Source organism: Angustibacter luteus (assembly GCF_039541115.1).
Classification (GTDB): domain Bacteria; phylum Actinomycetota; class Actinomycetes; order Actinomycetales; family Angustibacteraceae; genus Angustibacter; species Angustibacter luteus.
Genome location: NZ_BAABFP010000005.1, coordinates 848,935 through 875,805, shown reverse-complemented (window position 1 = coordinate 875,805; position 26,871 = coordinate 848,935). Strand labels below are relative to the sequence as shown.

The 26,871-nt window shown below is 72.2% G+C and carries 26 protein-coding genes; 14 read left to right on the top strand and 12 right to left on the bottom strand.

The window, feature by feature from the left end; translation table 11 throughout:
* Nucleotides 1-37 precede the first annotated feature (37 nt).
* The 3 genes from ABEB17_RS13350 to ABEB17_RS13340 are packed head-to-tail and all read left to right on the top strand — an operon-like array spanning nucleotide 38 to nucleotide 3,024.
* Nucleotides 38-1,366 (top strand): class II 3-deoxy-7-phosphoheptulonate synthase, encoded by a 1,329-nt coding sequence (locus ABEB17_RS13350; RefSeq protein ID WP_345717359.1) that lies wholly within the window; start codon nucleotides 38-40, stop codon nucleotides 1,364-1,366.
* Nucleotides 1,367-1,379: 13 nt separating this feature from the next.
* Entirely contained in the window at nucleotides 1,380-2,432 is a 1,053-nt protein-coding gene (locus ABEB17_RS13345; RefSeq protein ID WP_345717174.1) for a threonine aldolase family protein, read from the top strand.
* Between the two features lie 7 nt (nucleotides 2,433-2,439).
* On the top strand, nucleotides 2,440-3,024 hold the full coding sequence (locus ABEB17_RS13340) for a molybdopterin-dependent oxidoreductase (RefSeq protein ID WP_345717173.1): 585 nt from the start codon (nucleotides 2,440-2,442) through the stop codon (nucleotides 3,022-3,024).
* Here ABEB17_RS13340 and ABEB17_RS13335 read toward each other — a convergent pair.
* The 3 genes from ABEB17_RS13335 to ABEB17_RS13325 all read right to left on the bottom strand — a co-directional run bounded on the left by ABEB17_RS13335 (nucleotide 2,933) and on the right by ABEB17_RS13325 (nucleotide 6,980).
* The gene (locus ABEB17_RS13335; protein WP_345717172.1) at nucleotides 2,933-3,892 is read right to left on the bottom strand and encodes a DMT family transporter; all 960 of its coding nucleotides are present in this window, start codon (nucleotides 3,890-3,892) and stop codon (nucleotides 2,933-2,935) included. The two genes, ABEB17_RS13340 and ABEB17_RS13335, sit on opposite strands and share 92 nt — an antisense overlap.
* Nucleotides 3,889-5,793, bottom strand: a complete 1,905-nt coding sequence (gene pknB, locus ABEB17_RS13330) for a Stk1 family PASTA domain-containing Ser/Thr kinase (protein WP_345717171.1) — start codon at nucleotides 5,791-5,793, stop codon at nucleotides 3,889-3,891. Before pknB ends, ABEB17_RS13335 begins: the two co-directional genes overlap by 4 nt.
* A 92-nt stretch (nucleotides 5,794-5,885) precedes the next feature.
* Nucleotides 5,886-6,980 (bottom strand): LysM peptidoglycan-binding domain-containing protein, encoded by a 1,095-nt coding sequence (locus tag ABEB17_RS13325; protein WP_345717170.1) that lies wholly within the window; start codon nucleotides 6,978-6,980, stop codon nucleotides 5,886-5,888.
* Nucleotides 6,981-7,186: 206 nt separating this feature from the next.
* On the opposite strand from ABEB17_RS13325, the gene ABEB17_RS13320 reads away from it, so the two are divergent.
* Genes ABEB17_RS13320 through ABEB17_RS13310 form a run of 3 tightly spaced genes read left to right on the top strand, consistent with a single transcriptional unit; the run spans nucleotide 7,187 to nucleotide 8,284 of the window.
* Nucleotides 7,187-7,543, top strand: a complete 357-nt coding sequence (locus ABEB17_RS13320) for an Rv2175c family DNA-binding protein (RefSeq protein WP_345717169.1) — start codon at nucleotides 7,187-7,189, stop codon at nucleotides 7,541-7,543.
* 7 nt (nucleotides 7,544-7,550) lie between these two features.
* On the top strand, nucleotides 7,551-7,880 hold the full coding sequence (locus tag ABEB17_RS13315) for a lycopene cyclase domain-containing protein (protein WP_345717168.1): 330 nt from the start codon (nucleotides 7,551-7,553) through the stop codon (nucleotides 7,878-7,880).
* Nucleotides 7,877-8,284 carry a lycopene cyclase domain-containing protein gene (locus tag ABEB17_RS13310; RefSeq protein ID WP_345717167.1) on the top strand — a complete coding sequence of 136 codons (408 nt, stop codon included), beginning with the start codon at nucleotides 7,877-7,879 and terminating at the stop codon, nucleotides 8,282-8,284. Before ABEB17_RS13315 ends, ABEB17_RS13310 begins: the two co-directional genes overlap by 4 nt.
* Here ABEB17_RS13310 and ABEB17_RS13305 read toward each other — a convergent pair.
* Nucleotides 8,216-9,148, bottom strand: a complete 933-nt coding sequence (locus ABEB17_RS13305) for a phytoene/squalene synthase family protein (protein WP_345717166.1) — start codon at nucleotides 9,146-9,148, stop codon at nucleotides 8,216-8,218. The two genes, ABEB17_RS13310 and ABEB17_RS13305, sit on opposite strands and share 69 nt — an antisense overlap.
* A gap of 320 nt (nucleotides 9,149-9,468) precedes the next feature.
* Here ABEB17_RS13305 and ABEB17_RS13300 point away from each other — a divergent pair, with 320 nt between their 5' ends.
* Entirely contained in the window at nucleotides 9,469-9,798 is a 330-nt protein-coding gene (locus ABEB17_RS13300) for a hypothetical protein (RefSeq protein WP_345717165.1), read from the top strand.
* Here ABEB17_RS13300 and crtI read toward each other — a convergent pair.
* Nucleotides 9,774-11,288 carry a phytoene desaturase family protein gene (gene crtI / locus ABEB17_RS13295; protein WP_345717358.1) on the bottom strand — a complete coding sequence of 505 codons (1,515 nt, stop codon included), beginning with the start codon at nucleotides 11,286-11,288 and terminating at the stop codon, nucleotides 9,774-9,776. The genes ABEB17_RS13300 and crtI overlap by 25 nt on opposite strands.
* Before the next feature lie 13 nt (nucleotides 11,289-11,301).
* A complete protein-coding gene (locus tag ABEB17_RS13290) occupies nucleotides 11,302-12,378 on the bottom strand; it encodes a polyprenyl synthetase family protein (protein WP_345717164.1) in 1,077 nt (358 codons plus the stop codon).
* Nucleotides 12,379-12,474: 96 nt separating this feature from the next.
* Here ABEB17_RS13290 and metF point away from each other — a divergent pair, with 96 nt between their 5' ends.
* Nucleotides 12,475-13,413: a methylenetetrahydrofolate reductase [NAD(P)H] gene (metF, locus tag ABEB17_RS13285; protein WP_345717163.1), complete on the top strand. Its 939-nt coding sequence runs from the start codon at nucleotides 12,475-12,477 to the stop codon at nucleotides 13,411-13,413.
* Nucleotides 13,414-13,551: 138 nt separating this feature from the next.
* Entirely contained in the window at nucleotides 13,552-14,073 is a 522-nt protein-coding gene (locus tag ABEB17_RS13280; RefSeq protein WP_345717162.1) for a CDP-alcohol phosphatidyltransferase family protein, read from the top strand.
* A 13-nt stretch (nucleotides 14,074-14,086) separates the two neighbouring features.
* Here ABEB17_RS13280 and ABEB17_RS13275 read toward each other — a convergent pair whose 3' ends face one another.
* Genes ABEB17_RS13275 through ABEB17_RS13255 form a run of 5 tightly spaced genes read right to left on the bottom strand, consistent with a single transcriptional unit; the run spans nucleotide 14,087 to nucleotide 19,260 of the window.
* Nucleotides 14,087-15,598, bottom strand: coding sequence for a phytoene desaturase family protein (locus ABEB17_RS13275; protein WP_345717161.1), 1,512 nt, complete (start codon nucleotides 15,596-15,598; stop codon nucleotides 14,087-14,089).
* Between the two features lie 21 nt (nucleotides 15,599-15,619).
* A complete protein-coding gene (locus ABEB17_RS13270; protein ID WP_345717160.1) occupies nucleotides 15,620-16,747 on the bottom strand; it encodes a glycosyltransferase family 2 protein in 1,128 nt (375 codons plus the stop codon).
* Nucleotides 16,744-17,586 carry a carotenoid biosynthesis protein gene (locus ABEB17_RS13265; protein WP_345717159.1) on the bottom strand — a complete coding sequence of 281 codons (843 nt, stop codon included), beginning with the start codon at nucleotides 17,584-17,586 and terminating at the stop codon, nucleotides 16,744-16,746. The genes ABEB17_RS13270 and ABEB17_RS13265 overlap by 4 nt, the downstream gene beginning before the upstream one ends.
* A gap of 11 nt (nucleotides 17,587-17,597) precedes the next feature.
* Entirely contained in the window at nucleotides 17,598-18,335 is a 738-nt protein-coding gene (locus ABEB17_RS13260) for a monooxygenase (protein ID WP_345717158.1), read from the bottom strand.
* Nucleotides 18,336-18,357: 22 nt separating this feature from the next.
* Entirely contained in the window at nucleotides 18,358-19,260 is a 903-nt protein-coding gene (locus ABEB17_RS13255; protein WP_345717157.1) for a LysR family transcriptional regulator, read from the bottom strand.
* Nucleotides 19,261-19,341: 81 nt separating this feature from the next.
* Between ABEB17_RS13255 and ABEB17_RS13250 the strand changes: the two genes are divergently transcribed.
* Together ABEB17_RS13250 and ABEB17_RS13245 are read left to right on the top strand one after the other, a co-directional pair.
* Nucleotides 19,342-20,409 (top strand): aminotransferase class V-fold PLP-dependent enzyme, encoded by a 1,068-nt coding sequence (locus ABEB17_RS13250; protein WP_345717156.1) that lies wholly within the window; start codon nucleotides 19,342-19,344, stop codon nucleotides 20,407-20,409.
* A gap of 153 nt (nucleotides 20,410-20,562) precedes the next feature.
* On the top strand, nucleotides 20,563-20,868 hold the full coding sequence (locus tag ABEB17_RS13245) for an STAS domain-containing protein (protein WP_345717155.1): 306 nt from the start codon (nucleotides 20,563-20,565) through the stop codon (nucleotides 20,866-20,868).
* A 30-nt stretch (nucleotides 20,869-20,898) separates the two neighbouring features.
* Here the strand turns inward: ABEB17_RS13245 and lexA are convergent, their stop codons facing one another.
* Nucleotides 20,899-21,642, bottom strand: a complete 744-nt coding sequence (gene lexA / locus ABEB17_RS13240; protein ID WP_378226953.1) for a transcriptional repressor LexA — start codon at nucleotides 21,640-21,642, stop codon at nucleotides 20,899-20,901.
* Between the two features lie 276 nt (nucleotides 21,643-21,918).
* Here lexA and ABEB17_RS13235 point away from each other — a divergent pair, with 276 nt between their 5' ends.
* From ABEB17_RS13235 to ABEB17_RS13225, 3 genes are all read left to right on the top strand, one after another.
* The gene (locus ABEB17_RS13235) at nucleotides 21,919-22,338 is read left to right on the top strand and encodes a LysM peptidoglycan-binding domain-containing protein (RefSeq protein ID WP_345717154.1); all 420 of its coding nucleotides are present in this window, start codon (nucleotides 21,919-21,921) and stop codon (nucleotides 22,336-22,338) included.
* Between the two features lie 442 nt (nucleotides 22,339-22,780).
* Nucleotides 22,781-23,275: a transcriptional regulator NrdR gene (nrdR, locus tag ABEB17_RS13230; RefSeq protein WP_345717153.1), complete on the top strand. Its 495-nt coding sequence runs from the start codon at nucleotides 22,781-22,783 to the stop codon at nucleotides 23,273-23,275.
* A 184-nt stretch (nucleotides 23,276-23,459) separates the two neighbouring features.
* Nucleotides 23,460-26,369 (top strand): vitamin B12-dependent ribonucleotide reductase, encoded by a 2,910-nt coding sequence (locus ABEB17_RS13225; protein WP_345717152.1) that lies wholly within the window; start codon nucleotides 23,460-23,462, stop codon nucleotides 26,367-26,369.
* The last annotated feature ends 502 nt before the right edge of the window (nucleotides 26,370-26,871 follow it).

Below are 26,871 nucleotides of genomic sequence, written 5' to 3'. Positions count from 1 at the left end.
GGCGCCTACCACGCCGGCGGACGAGCGCGCCCGCCTGGTGCTCGACGGCCTGGACGCCTGGCGGGAGCTGCCGGCCGCGCAGCAGCCGAACTGGGACGACCCGGTCGCGGTCGAGCGCGCCGTGAGCACGCTCAGGGCGAGCCCGCCGCTGGTGTTCGCGGGCGAGTGCGACGTCCTGCGCGAGCGACTGGCGGCCGCGGCGCGGGGTGAGGCCTTCGTCCTGCAGGGCGGGGACTGCGCCGAGACCTTCACCGGCACCAACGCCGACGACATCAAGGACCGGATCAAGACGATCCTGCAGATGGCGGTGGTGCTCACCTACGGTGCCAGCCTGCCGGTGATCAAGCTGGGGCGGATGGCCGGCCAGTTCGCCAAGCCGCGCAGCAGCGACGACGAGACCCGCGGTGGGGTCACGCTGCCCGCCTACCGGGGCGACGCCGTCAACGACTACGCGTTCACCCCCCAGGCCCGCAAGCACGACCCGGCCCGGCTGGTGCAGGCGTACCACGCGAGCAGCGCCACGCTGAACCTGATCCGCGCGTTCACCATGGGCGGCTTCGCCGACCTGCGCCAGGTGCACGAGTGGAACCGCGGCTTCGTCGGCAACACGGCCAAGGCCCGCTACGAGAACATGGCCCGCGACATCGACAAGGCCATGAAGTTCATGGCGGCCTGCGGCGCCGACTTCGACGCCCTGCGCACCGTCGCGTTCTACGCCAGCCACGAGGCGCTGCTGCTCGAGTACGAGCGCGCCCTGACCCGCATCGACTCGCGCACCGGCGACCCGTACGACGTCTCCGGCCACTTCGTGTGGATCGGCGAGCGCACCCGCCAGCTCGACGGCGCGCACGTCGACCTGCTCTCGCGCGTCCGCAACCCCATCGGCGTCAAGCTCGGCCCGACGACGTCGCCGGACGACGTCCTGGAGCTGATCGACAAGCTGGACCCCGACCGCGAGCCGGGCCGACTCACCTTCATCAGCCGGATGGGCGCGGGCAAGATCCGCGACGCCCTGCCCCGCCTGGTCGAGGCGGTGGCCGAGGCCGAGGGTCAGGTGCTCTGGATCAGCGACCCCATGCACGGAAACGGGTTCGAGTCGCCGACGGGCTACAAGACCCGCCAGTTCGACGACATCATCGACGAGATCCGGGGCTTCTTCGAGGTGCACAAGGCGCTCGGCACCGTGCCGGGCGGGGTGCACCTGGAGCTCACCGGCTCTGACGTGACCGAGTGCCTGGGCGGCTTCGAGCAGATCGACGAGAAGGCGCTGGCCACGCGTTACGAGTCGGTCTGCGACCCGCGGCTCAACCACCAGCAGAGCCTCGAGGTCGCGTTCCTCGTCGCCGAGATGCTGGCCGCGCGCTGATGGCGGCCCGCGGATGAGCGGTTCCGGCGCGCCGCTCGTGGACCTGCGCAGCGACACCGTGACCCGGCCGGTGCCGGCGATGCGCGCGGCGATGGCCGAGGCCGAGGTGGGTGACGACGTCTACGGCGAGGACCCGACGGTCGACCGGCTCGAGCGGCGGATCGCCGAGCTGCTCGGGCACGAGGCCGGGCTGTTCACCCCGACCGGCTCGCTGGCCAACCAGCTCGGCCTGCGGATGCTCGTGCCCCCGGGCCAGGAGCTGCTCTGCGACGTCACCGCGCACGTGGCCCGCGCCGAGCTCGGCGCGGCCGCGGTCTTCAGCGGCATCACCACGCGCACCTGGGCGTCCGAACGCGGCCGGCTGGACGCCGCGGTGCCGCTGGCGATGATGCAGCCGGACGCCGGGCCGTACTTCGTGTCCACCGCCGCGATCGCGGTCGAGAACACCCACAACCTGGGTGGCGGCACCGTGCAGCCGCTGGAGCAGGCGCGGGTGCTGCGCCGGGGCGTCGAGGGCACCGGCGTGCGGCTGCACCTGGACGGCGCCCGGCTGTGGAACGCGCACGTCGCCACGGGGGAGTCGCTGGCGGACTGGGGCCGGTTGTTCGACACCGTCTCGGTCTGCCTCAGCAAGGGCCTGGGGGCGCCGGTCGGCTCGGTGCTCGTGGGCGACGCCGAGCTCGTCGCCCAGGCCCGGGTGTGGCGCAAGCGGTACGGGGCCGGGATGCGCCAGGTGGGCGTCCTGGCGGCGGCGGGCCTCTACGCCCTGGACCACCACGTCGAGCGGCTCGCCGACGACCACGCGCACGCCGCCGTGATCGCCCGGGCCTGCGCGGGCGCCGTCCCGACCGCGGTGGACGTGGACGACGTCCGGACGAACATCGTGGTCCTGGACCTGGCCGGCACGGGGCGCACGTCCCGGCAGGTGGTCGAGGCCGCTGCGGCCCAAGGGGTGCGGGTGTCCGCGTTCGGTCCCACCCTGGTCCGGCTGGTCACGCACCTCGAGGTGGACGACGACGGCGCCGACCGGGCGGCCCAGGTCCTCGCGGGTGCGCTCGCCGGATGAGGCTGGCGTGAGCGACGGCGGTCACCACGCGCTCCCTCCGGGGCAGCGGCTGGCGAACGGGTGGCCGGAGCTGCACTACGGGCCGGTGCCGGCGGACCGGGCCCAGCGCTGGAACTTCACGGTGACCGGCGCCACCCAGGACGGCCAGGACCACGAGCTGGACCGGGCGGCGTTCGACGCGCTGCCGCGGGTGAGCGTGCGCGGTGACCTGCACTGCGTTACCCGGTGGACCGTCCCGAGCAACACGTGGACGGGGGTGTCGACCCGGTACGTGCTCGACCTGTTCCCGCCGGCGTCCGGGGCGGAGTTCGCCATGGTCTGGGCCGAGTACGGCTACTCGGCCAACCTGCGGCTGTCCGACCTGGCGTCGCCGCGCACCGTGCTGGCCACCCACCACGACGGCGAGCCGTTGACCCGCGAGCACGGCTGGCCGGTCCGGCTCGTCGTGCCGCACCTGTACGCCTACAAGGGGGCCAAGTGGGTGCGCGGGATCGAGTACCTCAGCGAGCCTGGTCGGGGCTTCTGGGAGCAGCGCGGCTACCACGCGACCGGCGACGCGTGGCGCGAGGAGCGCTGGTCCTACCAGGAGTGAGCTCGACGACGTACATCGCGGCGAGCACCAGCAGGCCGCCGCACAGCATCCGCGGGGTCAGCTGCTCACCGCCGATCAGCACCGCGAACAGCGCGGCGAAAACCGGCTCCAGCGTCATGATCACGGCCGCCCGGGTCGCCGGGAGGTGGGCCTGGGCCCAGGTCTGCCCGATCAGCGTCAGCGCGCCGGCCACCACGGCCGTGTAGAGCACGGCCGCCCACGCCGCGCCGGTGGAGGGCAGCGTGATGCCGTGCGGCAGCGCGGCCACGGTGCACAGGACGGCGATCGCAACCATCTGGATCGTGGCGAGCCCCAGCGCGTCCTGCGCTCCGGACCACAACCCCAGGGCCACGATGTGCAGCGCGTACAGGAACGCCGAGACCAGCACCAGCAGCTCACCGGTGCCCACCGCGAACCCGTTCAGCGCCAGCACCCCGAGCCCGGCGGTGGACAGACCCACCGCGAACCAGGTGCTGGCGGGGGCACGCTGGCCGAGCAGGACGACGCCGATGACCGGGGTCAGGACGACGTACATGCCGGTGACGAAGCCGCTGACCGCAGCCGACGTGTGCGCCAGGCCGAAGGTCTGGAACACCTGCGCGACACCGTAGACGGCGCCGAGGGCGAGACCGCGCAGCACGAGGTCGCGGCTCAGCCGGCGCAGGGGACGCCAGAAGACCGGCACCATCACGGCAGCGGCGATGAGGAACCGCAGCGCCAGGAAGTCCGGCACCGGGATGGTCGTGACGACGTCCTTGATCAGGACGAACGTGCTGCCCCACACCGCGGTGACCGCGACCAGCACCAGGGCCGCCAGGCCGGTCGAACGCCGGGTGCCGGGCTGGGGGAGGACGAGTCCTTCGCTCACACCACGGTCAAGCTGATGGTGGAGCCCTTCGGTGCCTTCTCGCCCGCACCGGGGTCCTGCGACCGGACGGTGCCGAAGAAGCCGCCGAGGATGTTGTGCACCTCGACCTTGAAGCCGGCGCCCTTCAGCTCACGCACGGCGTCCTCGACCTGGCTGCCGACGACCTTCGGGACCAGCACCAGCTGGGGTCCCTTGGACACGACCAGGGTGATCGTGTCGCCCTTGAACGCCGTGCCTGCGCCCGGCTTCTGGCTGATCACCAGGCCCTCGGCGACGGTGTTGCTGAACGCCTGCGACGTCTTGACCTTCAGGCCGGACTTGCCGAGCGCGGCGGCGGCCTGGTCAGCCGGCTTGCCGACCCAGCTGGCCACGGCCACCGGCTCGGGTCCCTGGCTGATGACGAGGTCGACCGTCGTCCCGGCCCGCACCTGCGTCCCGGCCTTGACCGACGCCGAGACCACGGAACCCTCGGGTACGTCGTCGTTGAACGCCCGGGTCACCTTGCCGACCCGCAAGTCGTTGTCGGTGATCGCCTTGCGGGCGGCGTCCTCGCTCAGCCCGGCCAGGGTCGGGACCGCGTGCCGCTCCGGCCCGCGTGAGACCACCAGGGCGACGCTGCCGTTCTTGCGCACCTTCTCGCCCTCACCGGGGTCGGCCGAGATGACCGTGCCGGCCGGGATGCGCTCGCTGTAGCCCTGCGTGACGTCGGCGGACAGACCATGCCGGGACAGGCTCTGCGTCGCTTGCGCCTGGGTGCTCCCCACGACCTTGGGCACCGCGACGTACGCGCCGGGGCCGGCACCCACGTACCAGCCACCGGCGCCGAGCAGCGCGGCCAGCACCAGGACGACGAGCAGGGCGTTGCGTCCCCGGTGGCGCCGGCGTGGCGGCGCCTGCACCGGCCCGAGCGGGACGGCGGCCAGGGCCATGGTCTGGTCCTGCTGCGCGGCTCCGGCGTCCGCCGGTTGTGGCGTCGCGGGCACGGGCGCGGTGGTGGTGTCGGCGGCCGAGGCGCCGGAGAGGGCGGCCGGGACGGCCTCCAGCGCCTGCGGCGACATCCGGCGTCGGGTCTCGCGCAGCACCATCAGCAGCTCGCGGGCGTCCGCCGGGCGGTCGTCGGGGTTGCGGGCAGCGGCCAGCAGCACGAGCTCGTCGATCGCCGGGTCGATCGGGGCCACCCGGGTGGACGGCGCCGGCACCCGGCTGGACACGTGCTGCAGGGCGACCTGCACCGCCGTGTCACCGGCGAACGGCTTGCTCCCGCTGAGCAGCTCGAACAGGACGACGCCCGCGGCGTACACGTCGCTGCGGGCGTCCGCGACACCGCGCTCGACCTGCTCGGGCGCGAGGTAGGAGACGGTGCCGAGGAGCAGCCCCGTCTGGCTGTGCGCCGTGCCGGCGTCGACGGCCCGGGCGAGGCCGAAGTCGGCCACCTTCACCCGACCGTCGTCGGCGATGAGCACGTTCTCCGGCTTGACGTCGCGGTGCACGATGCCGGCCCGGTGCGCAGCGGCCAGGGCCTCGAGCACGGGCTCCAGCAGGTCCAGCGCGTCGGCCGGGCACATCGGGCCCTGCTCGCGCATGAGGTCGCGCAGGGTGCGGCCGGGGACGTACTCCATCGCCAGGAACGCCACCCCCTCGTGCATCCCCTGGTCGAAGACCTGCACGATGCCGTGGTGGTTCAGCCGGGCCGCGGAGCGCGCCTCGCGGGTGAACCGCCGGACGAAGTCCTCGTCGTCCACCAGCGCGGGACTCATCACCTTGACGGCGACGTCCCGGTCGAGCCGCTCGTCCAGGGCCAGGTAGACCGTGGCCATCCCGCCCTTGGCGATGCGCGCGCGCACGGCGTAGCGCCCGTCGAGCAGCTGCCCGACGAGCGGATCGGCCACCGACACGTCCACCCGCAGGAGTCTACGGTCGCCGAGGCGCGTCGTCGGGGAGGCGACGCACGGCACGAGCACGCGGCCCGACGTCCTGGGTGGCCCGCGTCACGTCAGCCGAACCGCTTCACGAGCACCTTGATGCTGGCTACGTAGCGCTTGGTGTCCGCGAACATGCCGTTCTTCTGGACCGAGCCCAGCCCCTGGTAGTACCCGGCGATCGCAGCGTCCGGGGTCTTCGCCGAGTGGTTCAGCGCCCGCAGGATCACCACGCCGGCGGTGATGTTGTCCTGGGTGTTGAGCAGGTTGAGGCGCCGCCCGACCAGCTCGCCGGCCCAGCGACCGGACGACGGGATGACCTGCATGGTGCCGATCGCGTTGGCCACCGAGACCTGCCGCTGGTTCCAGCCCGACTCCTGCCAGGCCACGGCCAGGGCCAGCGCCGGGTTGACGCCGTAGCGCTTGGCGGTGCGCACGATCATGCGCTTGGTGGCCTCCTTGCCCGGGACGGCCCGGCTGGCCAGCTTGTGCCGGTTCGCGTCGGCGGCGCGGACGACGGCGCTGGAGTAGGTGCGCCCGGCGAACGTGTTGTGGCTGGTCCTGGCTGCGGCGTGCCGGGGGACCCGCAGCGCCTGCCCGGGGTGGATCACCGAGCTCAGGTGCAGGTGGTTCAGCTTCAGCACCGTCGCCAGTGACGTGCGGGACCGCACGGCGACGGCGCTCAGGGTGTCCCCGCTGCGCACCCGGTACGTCGTGTACCGCAGTGCGGCGGCCCTGGCGGCCTTCGCCTTCGTCTGGGCGCGCAGGGCACTGGCCGGCACCTTCAGGTGCTGCCCGACGTAGATGCGCCCACGGGCGTCGAGGTGGTTGAGCCGCAGCAGGGTGCCGGGGGAGACCTTGAGCCGGTGCGCGATGTCGCTGACCGTGTCACCGGAGCGGACGAGGTACGTCGCGGTCCGGGCGGCGGCGGGGCGGGTCGCCGCGGTGCGGGCGTGCCCGGGGACCTTGATCTTCGTCCCGATCCGGATCATGTGGCCGCCGGCGCTGAGGTGGTTGGCCCGGATGAGGCTGCGCACGTCGGTGTGGTGCCTGCTGGCGATGTCCCAGAGGGTGTCGCCAGGCTGGACCGTGTAGCTCGTCCACGACCCGGCGCCCGAGCTGAGCAGGAACGGCGCGGTGGCCAACGCTGCGGTGATGATGACCGGCATGGATGGGGTTCCCCTCGATCTCGTCGTGCGCCGATCGCCGGCGGCGGGGGCGGGCCGGTGACCAGCGTGCCCCAAGTGACGGGTGTGACAAGCGATACTCATGTGAAGGTACACGAAATCCGTTGCGGCAGAAGAGTTACACCGCTGTAATTCGTCGTTTCGGGTGACGGTTACTCCCGTGGCCGCGGTCGTGGCAGGCTGGCCTCGTGACCGAACTCGACGCCCTCGTGGGCGACTGGCTGACCCTGCCCGACGTCGCCGAGCGGCTCGACATCGGCATCATGAAGGTGCGCGGCATGGTGCACGACGGCCAGCTCATCGCCGTCCGGCGGGGGGACCGCAACATCCTGTCCGTACCGGCGGGGCTGCTCGGCGCCGAGGGGCTGCTGCCCGAGCTGCCGGGTACCGTCACCGTGCTGGCGGACGCCGGCTACGAGGGTGAGGACGCGCTGCGTTGGCTGTTCACCCCGGACGACTCGATCACCGGTGGGAGCCCGATCGGTGCCCTGCACGCGGGGCACAAGACCGAGGTCCGGCGTCGGGCGCAGGCCCTGGCGATCTGAGCCTTCGGTGCGCCACCTGAGCTATCTGGGCATGCTCGCGTTCTGCCTGCTGGGGACGCTGCCCCTGGAGCTCTACCTCAAGGTCGGGGTGTACCGGCGCTGGCGACGGCTGGGCCTGTCCGTCCTGTGCGTGGCGCCCCTGTTCCTGGCCTGGGACCTCTACGCCATCGCCCAGGACCACTGGCAGTTCGACCCCTCGCAGGTGCTGGCCGTCCGGCTGCCGGGTGGGCTCCCGCTCGAGGAGGCCGCCTTCTTCCTCGTCGTGCCGCTCGCTGCGGTGATGACGCTGGAGGCGGTCCGGCGGGTGCGCGGGTGGCCGGTCGGTGACGAGCGATGACCTACACCCAGCTCTGCCTCGTCGCGGTGCCGCTCGCAGTGCTGCTCGACCTCGCGCTGCTGCGTACCCGGCTGCTGGCGCGCAAGGCGTTCTGGGTGTCCTACGCGATCATCGTCTTCTTCCAGCTGCTCACCAACGGCTGGCTCACCGGCCGAGGCGTGGTCACCTACTCCGGCTCGGCGATCCTGGGCACGGGTGAAGCCGTGGCGTTCGGTCACTGGCGGGTGCTGTACGCGCCGGTGGAGGACCTCGCATTCGGCTTCTCGCTGGTCCTGCAGACGCTGTCCTGGTGGGTGTTCTGGGGTCGTCGCGGGGTGCAGCGCGACCGGGTGCGGTCAGGTCGCCGCGAGGTGCCAACGGCGGTCGTCGCGCCGGGCGCCGACGGCTCGGACCAGCTGGGGTAGGGCGACGGCGGCCCGGCGTCGGTTCGGCACGCTGACCCGCTGGGTGAGCACCTGGTAGTCCGCCTTCTCGACCTCGTCCAGGATGCCGCCGTAGAGCCGGACGGCGGTGGTCAGGCAGGGCCGGCTCTCGGGCCGCACGAGGGGCACGCCGCGAGCCGCGAAGGCGAAGATCTCCCGGGTGCGGGCGATCTCCAGTTGGAGCAGGCGGCGGATGGCCGGGGTGACGGTGCCCCGGGCCAGGTCCTCCGGGGTGACTCCGCATCGGTCCAGGTCGTCCAGGGGCAGGTAGACCCGGCCGCGCTGCAGGTCCTCGCCCACGTCGCGGATGAAGTTCGCCAGCTGGAACGCCTCGCCCAGCGCCACGGCGTGCTCGCGGGCGTCCTCGTGCAGGGGGCCGAGCAGGGGCAGCATCATCAGCCCGATCACGGCGGCCGAGCCCCACATGTAGCCACGAAGGTCTTCGAAGGTCTGGTATCGCGTCGTGTCGATGTCCTGGCGCATGGCGGCGAGGAAGTCCTCGAACAGGGTCAGGTCCAGGTCGAAGGTGGCCACCGTGTGCGCCGCCGCGGCGATGACCGGGTCGGTGGACGTGCCCGTGGCTAGGTCCTGCAGGGCCTTTGCCCCCCACCGGCGCAACCCCTCGGGGTCGGGCGCCTCCAGGTCGTCCACGAACTCGTCGGCCGTGCGGCTGAACGCGTAGAGCGCGAACACGTGCGGGCGGCGGTCGGCCGGGAGCAGCAGGGACGACAGGTAGTAGGTCTTGCCGTGCTCGGCGTTGACCAGGCGGCACTGCTCGAAGGCGTGACGCAGGAACGGGTCCTGGATGCCGGCGGCGTCCAGCGACCGGTCGAACCACCTCGTCATACCCGCTCCTTGCAGAGATCTACAGCCTTGTGCAACGGCCGTGACGTGGGTGAGCTCCTGGGACGCTGCAGCGGCACAAGGCTGTAGATCTCTGCACACGCCGGGCCTGTGGACAGCCTCAGCGAGGGCGACGCCATCCACGAAACCCTGGAGTCATGGACCCGGTGGCCGCGCTGACCGATCTGGGTGGTGCCGCGAGGTGGGCCGAGCTGGCCGGGCACGGGGTCAGCCGCAGCGCCCTGCGTCGGGCGTGCGGCACGGGGTAGGTGCATCGCGAGGCACGCGGCCTCTACGTCCTCGAGGGCGCCCGGGAGGACCCCGTGACCGTCGCCGTCCGCGTCAACGGCGTCCTCAGCTGCGGCGCCGCCGCCGAGTACCACGGTCTCGAGATCTTCGGCCGTCCGGGGATCCGACGCGCCGTCCGCCTGGTCGACGCGAAGGCGCAGTCTGTGCTGGAGAGCGCGGCCCGCGTGCTCCTGCTGACCCATGACCTCGGCCCGGTCCAGAGCCAGGTCTTCGTCGACCAGGTGGGCTGGGTGAACTTCCTGATGCTGCGCTTCACCTACCGCGACCTGCAGCGTCGGCCGCTGTGGGTCGTGGCGGTGGTCCGCGAGACGCTGGCCGGTCATCGCCGGGCCCGCGAGCGGTAGCCGGGGTCGACCCCCAGCACCCGTTCTGCCGCCAGGCGTCCGGACACCAGGACCATCGGCACGCCGACGCCCGGCTGCGTCCCCGACCCGGTGAACACGACGTTCTCGCCCCAGATGTTGCGCGGCCGGAACGGCCCCGTCTGCAGGAAGGTGTGCGCGGCCGCGAAGGGCGCGCCGCGCTCCATGCCGCGCGCGGCCCAGTCCAGCGGGGTCGTCACGTCCTCGACCTCGATCGCGTCGCCGAAGCCGTCGTAGCCGCGGGCCTCCAACGTCTCCAGCACGTGCTCGCGGTAGCGCGGCGCCAGCGTGACCCAGTCCAGGTCGGCGTCGAGGTTCGGCACCGGGAACAGCGTGTAGTAGATCTCGCGTCCCTCCGGTGCCAACGACGGGTCCGATCGTGTGGGGTTGGTGACCAGCACGGAGGGGTCGCTCATCAACCGCCCCGAGCCGAGCTCGTCGAAGACCTCTCGCCAGGCCCGGCCGAAGTGGATGGTGTGGTGCGCGCCGGTGTCGTACCGCCGCCGTGACCCGGCGAGGAGCAGGAAGCACGAGGGGGAGTAGCGCAGCCGACGGATCGACCAGGGGTTGCGGCCGAGCAGCTCGCGCTGGGCGACCGGCAGGTCCGGGTTGAGCACGACGACGTCCGCGGCGATCCGCTCGCCGGTGGAGGTGTGCACGGCGACAGCGCGCCCGCCGCGGTGCTCGACCCGGGTCACCGTCGTGCCGTAGCGCAGGTCGACCCCGTGCTTCTCGGCGGCGCCGGCCATCGCCAGGGGGACGGCGTGCATCCCGCCCTTGGGGAAGAACACCCCGGCCACGGAGTCCATGTAGGCGATCACGGCGTAGATCGCGAGGGCGTCGTACGGCGAGAGACCGGCGTACATCGCCTGGAAGCTGAACAGGCGCTGGGTCCGGTCGTCCTTGAGGTACTGCCCGACCTTCGGTGCCAGCCGGCGGAACGCGCCGATCCCGGCCAGCCGGGCGAGGTTCGGCGTGAGCAGGTCCAGCGGGGAGTCGATGTTGCGGTCGATGAAGTCGCTCATCTCGTAGCGGTAGAGCTTCGTGACGAACTCGACGTAGCGCTCGAAGCCGGCCGCCTCGGCCGGTCCGCACACCTGCCGCAGCTCCTCCGCCATCGCCACCGGATCGGCGTGCACGTCGATCCGCGACCCGTCCGCGTGCAGGCTGCGGTAGAGCGGCGCGACCGGCTCCAGCTGCAACCAGTCGCCCATGGACTCGCCGAGGGCGTCGAAGCAGTCCTCGATCAGGTCCGGCATCGTCAGCACCGTCGGTCCGTTGTCGAAGCGGTACGTGCCGGCGCCGTCCGGCGCGGCCAGCTCGACCAGTCCGGCGCGCCCGCCGGGCCGGTCCTCGCGCTCCAGCAGGGTGACTCGGCGCCTGGCACCCGCCAGCCGCATCGCCGCCGACAGGCCGCCGAGCCCAGCCCCGACGACGACCACGTGGTCGGTCGGACCCTTCACCGTCCGCAGGCTCACCGCGAGCTCATGAGGTGCGCGACGTGGCCGCGACCACGAGGTCGCCCAGCACGGTGAGGGCGGGCTCGGTGACGCCGCTCCCGCGCAGCGCGTCGTTCGCCTGACCGGCCAACGCGACGATCAGCTCCTCGACGACCTCCAGGGCACCGGTGTCGACGATGACCTCACGGAGCGCCGCGACCCCGGACGGATCCAGGTCGGGACGGCCCAGCAGCCGCTCGACCAGCTGGACCTGCGCCGAGCTGCCTCGGGCCAGGGCCTCGGCGACCAGGACGGTGCGCTTGCCCTCGCGCAGGTCGTCCCCAGCCGGCTTGCCCGTCAACGCGGGATCGCCGAAGACCCCCAGGACGTCATCGCGCAGCTGGAACGCCTCGCCCAGCGGCAGCCCGTACGCGGAGTAGGCGGCGAGCTGCTCCGGCGGAGCCCCGGCCAGTCGGCCGCCGACCAGCAGCGGGTGCTCGACGGAGTACTTCGCGCTCTTGTACCGGATCACCCGCCGGGCGCGCTCGGACGTGCCGCCACCGGCCGATCGGGGCAGCACCTGCTCGAGGACATCCAGGTACTGGCCGCCCATCAGCTGCGTGCGCATGAGGTCGAACGTCGGCCGGGCCCGGGTGATGGCGGCCGCCGGGAGTCCGCTGTGGCTGAGCAGCTCGTCGCTCCACGACAGGCACAGGTCGCCGGCCAGGATCGCGGCCGCCTCACCGAACCGGTCGGCGTCGCCGTCCCAGCCGTTCTCGCGGTGCAGGGCGGCCATCCGGCGGTGCGCGGCGGGACGGCCGCGGCGCGTGTCGCTGGCGTCCATGACGTCGTCGTGCAGCAGTGCCGCCGCCTGGAACAGCTCGAACGCGGTGGCGGCCTGCACGATCTCGGCGCAGTCCGGGCCGCCGGCCCCGCGCCAGCCCCAGTAGCAGAAGGCGGCGCGCAGCCGCTTGCCGCCGGCCACCAGGTCGGCGATGGCCTGCAGCAGCGGGACGAGGTCGGGACCGAGCGGGTCCAGGGTCGCGCCCTGCTGGCTCAGGTGGTCGTCGACGGCCTTGTGCACGCGGTCGCGCAGGTCCTCGACGTCCAGCGGGTGGTGCACGGGATCCTCCTGCGGTACGGGTGACCAGAGCGTATGCCGTGCCCACACCGTGAGCACCCGAGCGGTCCCGGCAGTGGCGCGATTACCCTGTGCGTCATGGGCCTGGACCTGCCGTCGTCGCCGCGCGCCTCCGCACCGTCCGTGCAGGCGAGCCTGCGCGACCTGCTGGAGAGCGGCGGCCGGTCGTACTCCTTCGAGTTCTTCCCCCCGCGGGACGACGCGGGGGAGGCGGCCCTGTGGGGGGCCATCCGCCGGCTCGAGCGGTTGCAGCCGACGTTCGTGTCCGTCACCTACGGCGCGGGCGGCACGACCCGGGACCGGACCGTCCGCATCACCGAGCGCATCGCCCGGGACACCACGTTGACCCCGGTCGGCCACCTCACCTGCGTCTCCGCGTCCGTGGCCGAGGTGCGCCGGGTGATCGGTCAGTACGCCGACGCCGGAGTCTCCAACGTGCTCGCGCTGCGCGGCGACCCGCCGGACGGGCCAGGAGGCACCTGGACGCCGCACGCGCACGGGCTGGACCACGCCGACGAGCTGGTGACGCTCCTGCGGCAGATGGGCTCGTTCTGCGTCGGCGTCGCCGCCTTCCCGGAGAAGCACCCCGAGTCGGTCGACCTCGACCACGACGCCCGGGTGCTGGTGGCCAAGGAGGCCGCGGGCGCCGACTTCGCCATCACCCAGATGTTCTTCGGCGTCGAGGCGTACACCGACCTGGTGGACAAGGTCCGTGGTTTGGGCAGCGACCTGCCGGTCATCCCCGGTCTGATGCCCATCACGAGCGTCGCGCAGATCGAACGGGTCGCCGGCCTGGTCGGCGCGGCGGTGCCCGAGTGGGTCGTGGACCGGCTGCACGCCGCGGGCGACGACCCGGCGCGCGTGCGGGCCACGGGGATCGCGATCGCCACCGAGCAGGCCCGCGACCTGCTCGACGCGGGAGCGCCGGGCCTGCACTTCTACACGCTGAACCGGTCCACGGCGACGCTGGAGATCTACCAGGGCCTGGGGCTGGACCGCCGGACCGTCAGCGCCTGAGCGGGGGCTGACCTGAACCGCGACGAGTACCTGGACGGCTGGGCACGGCTGCACGGTACCGACCCTCGCTCCTCCCGCCTCGTCCGGTTCTGGCTCTCGCTGACCTTCACGCTCGCCCGGCCGCTCGCCTCCTGGCGAGTGCCCCCGGACGTGCTCACCGGCGTCGGGCTGCTCGTCGCCTGCGCCGTGGTGCCGATCGCCGCGCTGGGCGGTCGCTGGCCGGTCCTGGGCGCGGTCGTGCTCGTCGCTTCGGGTCTGCTGGACAACCTGGACGGGGCGGTGGCCGTGCTCAGCGGGCGGGTGACCCGCTGGGGGGCGTTGCTGGACGCCGTCGCCGACCGGGTCGCGGACGGTGCGGCCTGCCTCGCGCTGTGGGCGGTCGGAGGCTGGGCCGGGCTGGCGCTCGGCGCTGGCGTGCTCGGCTACCTGCACGAGTACGCGCGGGCGCGGGCGACCGCCGTCGGCATGCCGGACGCGGGCGCGATCACGGTCGCCGAGCGCCCCACCCGGCTCATCGTCGTGGTCATGTTCCTGTTGGGCGCCGGCATCTACCCGGACTCCGCGGCGGCGTGGGGGACGGCGGGGGCCGCTTGCCTGCTCGCCGTCGGGGCCGTGGGCTTCGGTCAGCTGATGCTGGTCGTGGGTCGCACGCTGCGCTGACCTGGTCGCCGTCTCAGGCGCGGCCGATCTGCTCTGCGACGATCGCGGCCGACAGCCCGACGAGGGGCAGCCCACCGCCGGGGTGGGCCGATCCGCCGACGAGGAACAACCCCTCGACGGGTGACCGGTTGGCCGGGCGCAGGAACGCCGACCGCACGCCGTTGCTGCTCGACCCGTAGATGGAGCCGCCGACGCTGGACGTCGCGCGGGCCAGGTCGGCGGGGGTGCGCAGCTCACGCCACACGACCCGGTCCCGGACGTCGAGCCCGCGCGACGCCATCACGTCCAGCACCCGGTCGGCGTACGACGACGCCAGACCCGGTGCGTCCCAGTCGATCCCGGCGGCGGCGTCGTCCACGCTGTGCCGTGGCGCGTTGACCAGGACGAACAACGACTCGTGGTCGTCGTCCGGGCGCAGGGCGGGGTCGTCGGGCGCACTGACGTAGACGGTCGGGTCCGGCGCCGGCCGCGGCGCTCGCGAGTGCGGGCCGGTGCCGAACACGGAGTCGAACTCGTCGTCGTAGTCCTGCGGGAAGAGCACGGTGTGGTGGGCGAGCCCGGGCGTGCGTCCGCGTAGCGCGAGCAGGAGGACGAAGCCCGACAGGGACGGCGTCGCGCCGGCCAGCGACGTGCGGGCCCGGTCGGCGGCGGGGCTGCGCACGAGGTCGCCGTACAGGTGCGCGGCGTCGGCGTCCGAGACCACGACGTCGGCCTCGATCCGCCGCCCGCCGGCCAGGAGCACCCCGGACACCCGGTCGCCCTCGACGAGCACCTCCGTGACCGTGCTGCTGGTCAGCACCTGGGCGCCGGTCTCGACGACCCGCTGGTGCAGTGCCTCGCCCAGCTGGTGCAGCCCGCCGCGCACGTACCAGGCGCCGAAGGTCTGCTCCAGGTACGGCACCGTCGCCAGGGCGGCCGGGGCGCGTCGGGGGTCGGACCCGGTGTACGTCGCGTACCGGTCGAGCAGCATGACCAGCCGGGGGTCGCGCAGGTACGAGCGGCCGAGCCCGCGCAGGGTGCGCCAGGGCGCGACGGTGCGCAGGTCGCCGACCCGACGGCTGAGGCCGACCAGGGTGCGCGCACCGTCGAGCGGTGACTCCAGGAACGGGCCGCGGGTGATCTCCCACATCGCGCCCGCCCGGTCCATCAGAGCCGCCCACTGCGCGCCGGAGCCGGTGCCCAGCGCCTCGTCCAGGGCCCGGACGACGCGGCCGCGGGAGGCGTTCGGCAGGTCGACCTCGGTGCCGTCGGGGAAGCGGTAGTGGCAGACGGGGTCGACCTCGACGAGCTCGACGGAGCGATCCAGGGCGGCGCCGGTCTTCAGGAAGAGGTCGCGGTAGACGGCGGGCAAGGTGAGCAGGCTGGGTCCGGTGTCGAACGAGAAGCCGTCGCGGGTGAACCAGCCGAGCTTGCCGCCCACGGTGTCGGACCGCTCGACGACGGTGACGTCATGCCGTTGCGCGGCCAGCCGGGCGGCGACGGCGAGGCCGCCCATGCCTGCGCCCACCACCACGATCCGCGCCATGGCCGGGAGGCTACCGGCCGCTCACGGGAGCGGCCTTCCCTTCCAGCGAAGGGTGCCGGCCCGGTGCTCGCGGACGGAGCGCAGGGTCAGGGCGCCCAACAGAGCGACGGATGCCGGGTGGGCGAGGGCGTCCGGCCAGACCCGGGAGCCGGTGCGCCGCCCCGTCGCCACCCGACCGGCGACCCCGGCGGCGTACCCGAACGCGCCGATCGGGGAGCCGGCCAGCGCGGCGAGCGCCGGCCAGCAGTAGACGGCGCCGAGCGCCGCACTGACGGCGACGCCGCCGGAGGCGCTGCCGAACGCCGTCCAGAGCGACTTGCCGTAGCCGTCGCGCAGGTCGGGCCAGCCCTCGTACATCCGGCAGGTGGCGAGGGTGGTGCCGTCGGTGACCCCACCGTGGCCGCCGGTCGCCTTGACCGCCCGCAGGAGCGCGAGGTCGTCGAGGACGTCGGCGCGCGCCGCGCCGTGACCGCCGGCCCGGTCGTAGACGGCGCGGTCGACGGCGAGCAGCTGCCCGTTCGCGGCGCTCAGGGAGGGGCGGGCGGAGCGTTCGGCGACCGCGAGCGGCAGCGTGGTCAGCCACGACCACTGCAGCAGTGGTTGGACGAGCCGTTCCGCCCAGGTGACGGCGACCTGGCGCGGGTACGGGCTGACCAGGTCCAGCCCGCTGTCCCGCAGCTGGTGCACGGTTGCGGCGACGGCGTCGGGGGAGAGCACGACGTCGGCGTCGACGAAGACCAGCACGGTACTGGCGTGGTTCGCCTGGTCGGCGAGCTGCCGGCAGGCCCAGGGCTTGCCCAGCCAACCGGTCGGGGTCGGCTCGCCCTCGACCACCCGCACGCGCGGGTCGTCGCCGACCACGGCCCGCACCAGGTCGAGCGTGCCGTCGCTCGACCCGTCGTCCAGCACGACGAGCTCGGCGTGCTCGTGGCAGCCGTCCAGCGCGGCCAGCAGGGCGCGCAGGGTGGGTTCGACGCGGTGCGCCTCGTCGCGCACCGGGAGCAGCACCGACACCCACTCACCGGGCGGCGGGGGTTCGGGCTGCGGTTGGCGCAGGTGACGCAGGTTCCACACGCTGTGCGCGGTCAGGGCGAGCGCGGCGGCGGACGTCGTCCAGGTCAGCGCGCGGGCGAGGCCGCGCGCGCTCACGGTCGTCCGTCCCACCACAGGTACAGGTAGGGCACGACGAAGATGCCCATGAGCACGCCGCCCCAGATCGCCACGCCGGGGCGGTCGAAGAAGACGGCGTTGCCGAGCGTCGAGCCGGCCCAGGTCCAGGCCAGCAGGACGCCGGGCACGCCCTCGGCGGTGCTGCGACCGGGCGGCAGCACGGCTTCCAGCACGGCCATCATGACCAGGGATACCAGGATCCAGCCGGCGTAGTTGGTGAGCGGGACGCCGGGCACACCGGGGAGCGCGGGCGTCGGGTCGTCCCAGTGCCAGTAGCCCGCTGCGACCATCTGCGGGTCAAGGAAGACGTCCCAGGCGGCGAGCGTCAGGCCGCCGGTGAGGACGACCACGAGCGAGGACGGCGTCCCCCGTCGGCTGCGCCTCGCCCCGGCGCGGGCGAGGCGGCGGCCGAGCAGCAGGCAGGGATAGGCCATCATCACCCAGGCCAGCGGGACGACGACCGGGACGTCCAGCACCTCGGGGCCGAGCGTGCCGGTGTAGGCGTAGTCACCGAACGGGAAGCCGGTGCGGACGCCGACCGCCTCTGCGGCCAGCCCGATGCCGCCGGCCACCACCAGCAGGCCGAGCGCCCAGCCGTAGCCGCGGGTCGCGGCGGCGTGCAGCACCGAGGCACCGGCGAACAGCAGCACGGTGGTGATCGTCAGGAGGCGCAGCGGTCGGCCTTCATCGGTCAGCGGGTAGGCGATCTGGGCGAGCACCGTCGCCGCCGCCAGCACTGCCGAGAGGTGGCGCAGGCCGTCGTGCGCAGCGACGCGAGTGCGCCCGACGCCTCGACGGGTACGCGTGCGGACCGTCACGAGGCGCGAGTCTAGGGGCTGGTGGGGCTGGCGTCGGGTCGGGTGCCGACCTCGACCGGCCGGTGGTCCAGGGTGCCGTGCACGTCGCGCACCTGGAACCGCGCGAAGAGCTCCTCGGCGTACCACTGCTCGGTCGCGGTCCGCCGAACCGCTTCGGCGTGCGGTGCGCGGCGGTGCGCGAACGCCGTCAGCGCCTCCGCGGAGCGCCACAGGCTGAAGGTGCCCTGCAACCCGACGGGCGCCTCCCCGATGCCGAGGGCGAGGGTGAGCCCGTCGACCCGCTGCAGGTCGAGGGACACCGGGGGGACGGCCCGCCAGAACGTGACGGCCTTGCTCGGCCGGATGCGGGCCCGGGTGATGCTGGCGACCGGGCCGTCCACCTTGCGCGGCAACGGGTTCCCGAAGGGTTCGACCCCGGACCACCGACCTCGGGAGGCGAGCGGCGCGAGCCGGACGTCGAGCCGCTCGGTGGCGACGGCGTCCCAGGAGTCGAGGGCCTGGTGACCGGCCAGGTAGCGCGCGACGTCCGCCTCGCCGTCCCAGACGGTCAGCAGCCCCCAGCGGTGCGGGTCGGCGTCCCGGACGGTGAAGGTGCGCCCGCTGCCCGTGCCGAGGAGCTTGCGGAACCGCAGCCCCGGGGTGTCGCGCAGCTGCCGGCGGGTGGTGGCCATCCGGGTCAGGGCGGAGCCCACGTGCCGGGTGTCCACTCCCCAGAGCTGCAGCAGGACGGTCGGGGCGGCGGCGGGCACGGGCTCACGGTACGGCCCGAGGTCAGCGCGACGCGCGCTGCAGCGACTCGATCAGTGCGTGCACCGCAGGGACCCGCCGCAGGTCCTGGGTCGTGACGGCCAGCACCGAACGTCGGGACGTCGGGTGCAGCGGCCGGGTGACGACAGCTTGGTGGGTCGTGGTGCGCAGGACCAGCCCGGGCACCAGGGCGACACCCAAGCCCTCGGACACGAGCCCGAGGACGGCGACGTAGTCGTCGGTCTCGAACTCGACCCGTGGCGTGAACCCGGCCCGGTCGGCCAGCGACAGCAGGTGGCCGCGGCAGCGCGGGCAGCCGGCGATCCACGGTTCGTCCCGCAGCTGCGGCAGGCCGATCCGCTCGCCGTCGGCGAGCGGGTGGTCGGCGGGCAGGACGACGTGCAGCTCGTCGTCCAGCAGCGGCACGGTGAGCAGGCCGGACAGGTCGTCCACGTCCCGACCGGCGCTGGTTCCGGGGTAGGTGAACGCGACTGCGACGTCGCACTCGCCGGAGCGCAGGGCGGCCAGCGACTGCGGCGGCTCGCCCTCGCTGAAGGTGACCGACAGGCCGGGGTGGCGGGCCCTCAGGTCGGCCAGCGCGCGCGGGACGACGGAGGCGGACGAGGACGGGAAGGCCATCACCCGCACGCGTCCGGCGCGCAGGCCGGTGATGGCGGCGATCTCCTCGTCGGCGGTGTCCAGCGCGCCCTGCACGGTGACCGCGTGCCGGGCCAGGACGAGCCCGGCCTCGGTCAGCCGGACCGTGCGGCCGTGCCGTTCGACCAGGGCGGTGCCCAGCCGGCGCTCGAGCCGGCGGACCAGCTGGCTGACGGCGGGCTGGCTGTACCCGAGGGCGTTGGCGGCGGCGGTGAAGCCGCCCTCGTCGCCGATGGCACGGACGACCCGGAGCGCGTTGACGTCGAGCATGGACAGAGCATAACGCTGTGTTATGGACAGCGGACAGAGCCGGTCATTGTGCTACTTCCCGGATCTCGGGACCCTGGTCGGATGATCACGCACCTGGATGTCGAGACGCCGACCGCGCCCACGCCCGGCGGTCACCCGGCCTTCGCGCCGGCGCCCGGCTACCTCAACGCGGCGACGCTGGGGCTGCCGCCGCGGGCCACGGCGGACGCCGTGCGCGTCGAGGTCGAGGCCTGGCAGCGGGGTGAGGCGTGCGCCGTCGCGTACGACGCGGTCGTCAACCGGGCCCGCGCGCTGTACGCGGCCCTGGTCGGCGTGCCGAGCTCGTGGGTCGCGACGGGTTCCCAGGTGTCGGTGACGGCCGGGGTGCTGGCGGCCAGCCTGCCAGCCGGCAGTCGCGTCGTCTGCGTGGACGGCGACTTCAGCTCGATGGTCTACCCGTTCCTCGTGCAGAGGTCGCTGCACGTGCGGCAGGTTCCGCTGGAGGAGCTCGCCGATGCGGTCGCTGAGGGCTGCGACGTGGTGGCCTTCTCATTGGCCCAGTCCGCGGACGGGCGGTTGGTCGACGCCGACGCGGTCCTCGATGCCGCCCGCCAGGTCGGAGCCCTGACGTTCTGCGACCTGACCCAAGCCGTGGGCTGGCTGGCCGTGGATGCCGCCGACTTCGACGTGAGTGTCTGCTCCGCCTACAAGTGGCTGTGCTCACCGCGTGGGTCGGCGTTCACGACCGTCCGCCCCGAGGTGCTCGAGCGCCTGACCCCACTGAACGCGGGTTGGTACGCGGGGGAGTCTGTCTGGGGGTCGTGCTACGGGCCGCAGATGCGGCTGGCGAACGACGCGCGCCGGTTCGACGTGTCCCCGGCCTGGCTGTCCTGGGTGGGCACCGTGCCGTCGCTGGAGCTCTTCGCCTCGCTCACGCCCGACCAGCTGGGTCACGGGGCCGCACTGGCGGACCGGCTGCGTACCCGTCTCGACCTCGCGCCGCAGGGTCGGCCGGTGCTGTCCCTGCCGGACGCCGACGGGGTGCTCGCCCGGCGGCTCGGGGAGGCCGGGTGCACGGTCGCCGGCCGGGCCGGTCTGGTGCGCATCGCGTTCCACCTGTGGAACGACGAGGCTGACCTGCAACAGGTTGGGGACGCGCTGTCGAGATGACGGCGGCAGTTGCTAAGGTGACCGCCGTCTCGTCCAGCAAGGTGGCGGGCCGTTCACGAAGCCGCTCCCCGCACGTGGTGGGAGCGCTCTGAAAGGCTGCCCATGTCCCTGGATGTCCAAGAGCCAACGACCCACGCTGACGAGCCCGGCTCGGTGAGCCTGCTCATCGACGCCGACGTCGGCGTCCTGGTGGTGCTGCACGGTGCGATCGGCAATGAGATGCACGCCGATGTGCGGGATCTCGTTGCGGACCTGGAGTCCGACGCCGCGGGGACGGCCGGGCGCCCGGTGCAGGTGCTGGCCGAGCAGGTCACGCTGTTCGGCCTGCCCGGCATCTGGCTGCTGCTTGAGCTTCGACGGGCCGCCCGCCCGGCGGTGGTGACCCTGGTGCGACCGTCTCCCGCCGTCCGCGACGCCGTCGCACGACACAACCTCGCCGGGCTGGCAATCGTCGACTGACCTGCGCACCTGCGGTGGCGGCGGGGCGGGTCAGAGGCGGCGCAGGACCGCCTGGACGATCCCGAGCACCGAGGCGTCGTCGCCCGGGATCGGTTCGAACGACGGGTTGTGCGGCATCAGCCACACGTGCCCGTCGCGGCGCTTGAACGTCTTCACGGTGGCCTCGCCGTCCAGCAGCGCGGCCACGATGTCGCCGTTCTCCGCCGTCTGCTCCCGCCGCACCGCGACCCAGTCGCCGTCGCAGATGGCGGCCTCGATCATCGAGTCGCCCACCACCTTGAGCAGGAACAGCTCGCCGTCACCGACGAGCTCGCGGGGGAGCGGGAAGATCTCCTCGACCGCCTGCTCGGCGAGGATCGGCCCACCTGCGGCGATCCGGCCGAGGACGGGGACGTACGTCGGCGTGGGACGGGCATCGCCGGAACCGGTGGCATCGCCCTCGAAGTCCGCGGTCAGTGCGGCGGAGGCGGCCGCTGACGAGGCGGACGAGGCCACTGGCGCGTCCGGCGACATGACCTCGATGGCGCGCGGGCGGTGCGGGTCACGCCGCAGGTAGCCCTTGCGCTCGAGCGCGGTGAGCTGGTGGGACACGCTGCTCGGGCTCGCCAGGCCGGCGGCCTCACCGATCTCCCGCATGCTCGGTGGGTAGCCACGGCGCTCCACGCTGTCCCGGATCGTCTCGAGGACCTTGCGCTGGCGGGCGGTCAAGCCGTCGCCGTTGTCGCGCTCGGGCATCTCGTGCACATCGGCGGGCGGTCGTCCGAGCGTGGCCATCGTGTTCCTCCGTCGTCTGGCGGTGGGCCAACCGTAGGGCCTGACCGGCCCGGATTCAAACATCTGTTCGAACGTGTTGCCGGCCCCACGGGGGAGCGGACCACGGTCAGTGGGCGTTGTCGGTGGTCTCTGGTGTGGTGTCCCTGAGCACGAATGAGGCGACTGAGTCGAACGAGTGTTCGGTCAGGACTCGACAAGTGTCGGGGCCTGGTGCTAGAAATCGTACAGGCGTTCGATCGAACAACCGTTCGATCCTCTACTTCCCCGGAGGCCCCCATGACCGCGATCACCCTCAACGCACCGATGTCCACGCGACGTCCGGCTGCCGCGGCGCGGGCCGCGCGTCCGGCTGGCTCCAAGTGGGGTGCTACCCAGATCGCGCCGGTGCGGTCGGCGGCTCCCGCGGCCGCGCTGCGGCTGACGCGTCGCGGCAGGCTCGTGATCACCGGGCTGCTCGCGAGCGCGGCCATCGTCGTCTCGATGTTCCTCGGCGGGGTCAGCCTGGCTGGCACCGACTCGGCCCCGGTGCCGACGCGCTACGTGACCGTCGCCCCCGGGCAGACGTTGTGGGCCATCGCCGGCCAGGTGGCGCCGAACGCGGACCGTCGCGACACGGTGGCTCGCATCCAGGAGCTCAACGCTCTGCGCTCGGTGAACCTGCAGGCCGGCCAGCGGATCGCCGTCCCCACGCGTTGACGTGACGTGCACCTCGACGTGCGGCTGACCCAGGCCCCCATCCAGCACGACTGGATTGGGGGCCTCCGTCGTCCCAGCTCCGCCTTCGCGTGGTGTTCGTGCCCCTGGGGCGCGTGTGACGGCTGTGAATGCATCGGGCATGGCGCGCTTCGACCCGCACGGAAGTCCAGGACACGCCGAGCAATCCTCGTGAGGTCCTTGCGAACCTCTAGTGGACGGTCTAGCGTCTACCCCAACATCTAGTAGTTACACCGATGTGCTTCGTCCACAAGTTGTGGTCGTTACCCACAGGTCCATCCCCAGGTGATCCACAGATCCGTCCACAGCGGAGCACGGGTCGGGGCGGGAAATCGGGTCCTTGCCGGTCAAGTCGGACGGCCTCGGACTGTCGGTGGCAGATGTCAGGCTCGACCTCGAGAACGACCGCCGAGAGGAGGCGCACGTGCACTGTCCGTTCTGTCGTCACACCGACTCGCGCGTCGTCGACTCACGCGCCGCGGACGACGGCTCGTCGATCCGCCGCCGGCGCCAGTGCCCGGACTGCGGCCGACGGTTCACCACCGTCGAGACCGCGAGCCTGTCCGTGGTGAAGCGTTCCGGGGTCACCGAGCCGTTCAGCCGGGCCAAGGTGCTGTCCGGTGTACGCAAGGCCTGCCAGGGTCGGCCGGTCGGCGAGGATGACCTGGCCCTGATCGCCCAGCGCGTCGAGGAGTCCGTCCGGGCCACCGGCTGCGCCGAGATCGAGGCGCACGAGGTCGGCCTGGCCATCCTCGGGCCGCTGCGCGAGCTGGACGAGGTGGCCTACCTGCGCTTCGCGAGCGTGTACCAGGCGTTCGACTCGCTGGAGGACTTCGAGTCCGCCATCACGCTGCTGCGCGCCGAGCGCGAGCCGACGGGCGTCGAGCCCGGCGGCGTCGACTCGAGCAACGCTCCCTAGACACCGCCGGTGGCGGCGGAGGGGAAGCCGACGCCACCGGCGGTCACCACTCGAACTTCCTCGGGGCGGCTCGCTCCGAACAGCACCACACGAGTCACACGAACAACAGCAGTAACGGACTTCAGCAGGCAATACAGGTCGCGCCACGGGCGTTGACACAGACAGGGCGAGGGGACGAGGGAACATGACAGAGACCACGAGCGGCGCTCGGGGCAGTGCCCGTCGCAAGGAGCAGGCCAAGGGCGTGAGCGTGCAGCGCATCTTCACGACGCCCGGGACCCACCCCTACGACGAGGTGACCTGGGAGCGGCGCGACGTCGTCCAGCAGAACTGGAAGACGGGCGAGACGATCTTCGAGCAGCGGGGCGTCGAGTTCCCGGACTTCTGGTCCGTGAACGCGTCGACGATCGTCACCACGAAGTACTTCCGTGGTGCCGTGGGCAGCGAGCAGCGGGAGCAGACCCTGCGCCAGCTCATCGACCGGGTCGTCCTGACCTACGTCAAGGCGGGCAAGGAGCACGGCTACTTCGCCACCGACGAGGACGCCGAGATCTTCGAGCACGAGCTGACCTGGACGCTGCTGCACCAGGTGTTCAGCTTCAACTCGCCGGTGTGGTTCAACGTCGGCACCTCGTCGCCGCAGCAGGTCAGCGCCTGCTTCATCCTCGCCGTCGACGACTCGATGGACTCGATCCTGAACTGGTACCGCGAGGAGGGCCTGATCTTCAAGGGCGGCTCCGGTGCGGGCCTCAACCTCTCGCGCATCCGCTCCAGCAAGGAGCTGCTGCGCTCGTCCGGCGGCACCGCCTCCGGCCCGGTCAGCTTCATGCGCGGCGCCGACGCGAGCGCCGGCACCATCAAGTCCGGTGGCGCTACCCGCCGCGCGGCCAAGATGGTCGTGCTGGACGTCGACCACCCGGACATCGAGGAGTTCGTCGAGACCAAGGCGCGCGAGGAGGACAAGATCCGCGTCCTGCGCGACGCCGGCTTCGACATGGACCTCGGTGGGCACGACATCACCAGCGTGCAGTACCAGAACGCCAACAACTCGGTGCGGGTCAACGACGAGTTCATGCGTGCGGTCGAGGCCAAGGGCCAGTTCGGCCTGAAGGCGCGCACCGACGGTCGGGTCATCGACACCGTCGACGCGGCTGGGCTGTTCACCAAGATCGCCCAGGCCGCGTGGGCCTGCGCCGACCCGGGCATCCAGTACGACGACACCATCAACGACTGGCACACCAACCCCGAGACCGGCCGGATCACCGCGTCCAACCCCTGCTCGGAGTACATGAGCCTGGACAACTCGTCCTGCAACCTGGCCTCGCTGAACCTGCTGAAGTTCCTCAAGGACGACGACACGTTCGACGGTGCGACGTTCGCCAAGGTCGTCGAGCTCGTCATCACCGCGATGGACATCTCGATCTGCTTCGCGGACTTCCCGACCGAGCCGATCGGCGACACCACCCGCAAGTACCGCCAGCTGGGCATCGGCTACGCCAACCTCGGTGCGCTGCTGATGGCGTCGGGCCTGGGGTACGACAGCGACGGTGGCCGTGCGCTCGCCGCCTCGATCACCTCACTGATGACTGGTACGGCGTACCGCCGGTCGGCCGAGCTGGCCGCCGTGGTCGGCCCGTACGAGGGCTACGCCCGCAACGCGGACGCCCACAAGCGGGTCATGCGCAAGCACGCGGCGGCGAACGACTCGATCCGCACGCTGACCACGCTCGACAAGGACGTGCAGCGTCTGGCCACGAAGGCATGGGACGACGTCGTGAAGCTGGGCGAGAAGAACGGCTACCGCAACGCGCAGGCGTCGGTGCTCGCTCCGACCGGCACGATCGGCTTCATGATGGACTGCGACACCACCGGCATCGAGCCGGACTTCTCGCTGGTCAAGTTCAAGAAGCTGGTCGGCGGCGGCTCGATGCAGATCGTGAACCTGACGATCCCGCGGGCGCTGAAGAAGCTCGGCTACACGACCGAGACCATCGAGGCGATCGTGGAGTTCATCGCCGAGAACGGTCACGTCATCGACGCGCCGGGCCTCAAGCCCGAGCACTACGAGGTGTTCGACTGCGCCATGGGTGCGCGCTCGATCGCCCCGATGGGCCACGTGCGGATGATGGCCGCGGCGCAGCCGTTCCTGTCCGGTGCGATCAGCAAGACGGTCAACCTGCCGGAGACGGCGACCGTCGAGGAGATCGAGGACGTCTACCTGCAGGGCTGGAAGCTCGGCCTGAAGGCGCTGGCCGTCTACCGCGACAACTGCAAGGTCGGCCAGCCGCTGTCCGACGCCAAGGCCAAGGGTGCCGACAAGGCGTACGACGGAGCGGCGGAGGCTACCGTCGAGAAGGTGGTCGAGTACCGCCCGGTGCGCAAGCGCCTGCCGAAGCGTCGTCCGTCGCAGACGATCTCGTTCGCGGTCGGCGGCGCGGAGGGCTACCTGACGGCCGGCTCGTACCCGGACGACGGCCTGGGCGAGCTGTTCCTGAAGTTCGGCAAGCAGGGGTCGACACTCGCCGGCGTGATGGACGCGTTCTCGATCGCGGTGTCGATCGGTCTGCAGTACGGCGTGCCGCTCGAGACCTTCGTCGAGAAGTTCACCAACCTGCGGTTCGAGCCGGCCGGTCTGACCGACGACCCGGACGTCAGGATGGCGCAGTCGATCATGGACTACGTGTTCCGCCGGCTGGCCCTGGACTACCTGGACTTCGACACTCGGTCCTTCATGGGCATCCACACCGCGGAGGAGCGTCAGCGCCAGCTCGAGACGGGGTCGTACGTGGCCTCGGAGTCGGATGGCAGCAGCGACTCGGATGACGACACCGAGTCCGAGATCGTGTCCCTCTCGCAGGGCGTGCCGGTCAAGGCCTCAGCGAAGGCGCCGACCGAGGCGTCCGAGGTGAAGTCAGGTGCGGGTGCTGCTTCGGCGAAGATCGTCTCTGGTGTCCACTCCTCGGCCGAGCTGCTGGAGAAGTTCCAGGGCAAGGCGGCCGACGCGCCGATGTGCATGACCTGCGGGACGAAGATGCGCCCGGCCGGTTCCTGCTACGTCTGCGAGGGCTGCGGGAGCACCTCCGGCTGCAGCTGAGTCAACGGTCGCCGAATGCCCTGCTGACGCGGACAGCAATGTCCGAGATTCGGTCAGCCGGACATGACGACAGGAAGGAGCCCCGACCCAACTGGGTCGGGGCTCCTTGCTGCATGCGGTCAGGCGCATATCAGCTCAGCGCACTGCGATCCACGCATGCACGGGGCGTGCGTCCTTCCGTCCAGATGGACGCAGGATCGACTGGCTACGGCGATACACCCCGACGATGCCTGGGCGTGCCTGCTGCCGATCTGGCGCCGCTTGGCTAGAGCAGGGCAGCAATCTGCGCTTCGGCGATCCAGGAGCCATCGCGACGCGAGCTCCACTCTCGCTCGAGGACGAGAAGCCCGTACTGCTCGGCGGCGTTGTCGGTCCAGAGCACGTCGCGCGCCTCGCTTCGGGTGATTCCTGTGCGGAGGTGACCAGCGCCGAGTATGGGTGCCAGTAGACCTGCGAATCTGCACGGGAGGGCGCGTCACTTCCCGCGTCGGGCGCCGCAGTT

Bases quoted from the DNA above. Each gene is read 5' to 3' on its own strand.
- ABEB17_RS13345 (WP_345717174.1), top strand. From the start codon at position 1,380: ATGAGCGGTTCCGGCGCGCCGCTCGTGGACCTGCGCAGCGACACCGTG.
- ABEB17_RS13325 (WP_345717170.1), bottom strand. From the start codon at position 6,980: ATGCCGGTCATCATCACCGCAGCGTTGGCCACCGCGCCGTTCCTGCTC.
- ABEB17_RS13310 (WP_345717167.1), top strand. From the start codon at position 7,877: ATGACCTACACCCAGCTCTGCCTCGTCGCGGTGCCGCTCGCAGTGCTG.
- ABEB17_RS13305 (WP_345717166.1), bottom strand. From the start codon at position 9,148: ATGACGAGGTGGTTCGACCGGTCGCTGGACGCCGCCGGCATCCAGGAC.
- metF (WP_345717163.1), top strand. From the start codon at position 12,475: ATGGGCCTGGACCTGCCGTCGTCGCCGCGCGCCTCCGCACCGTCCGTG.
- ABEB17_RS13275 (WP_345717161.1), bottom strand. From the start codon at position 15,598: ATGGCGCGGATCGTGGTGGTGGGCGCAGGCATGGGCGGCCTCGCCGTC.
- ABEB17_RS13255 (WP_345717157.1), bottom strand. From the start codon at position 19,260: ATGCTCGACGTCAACGCGCTCCGGGTCGTCCGTGCCATCGGCGACGAG.
- ABEB17_RS13250 (WP_345717156.1), top strand. From the start codon at position 19,342: ATGATCACGCACCTGGATGTCGAGACGCCGACCGCGCCCACGCCCGGC.
- lexA (WP_378226953.1), bottom strand. From the start codon at position 21,642: ATGGCCACGCTCGGACGACCGCCCGCCGATGTGCACGAGATGCCCGAG.
- ABEB17_RS13235 (WP_345717154.1), top strand. From the start codon at position 21,919: ATGACCGCGATCACCCTCAACGCACCGATGTCCACGCGACGTCCGGCT.
- ABEB17_RS13225 (WP_345717152.1), top strand. From the start codon at position 23,460: ATGACAGAGACCACGAGCGGCGCTCGGGGCAGTGCCCGTCGCAAGGAG.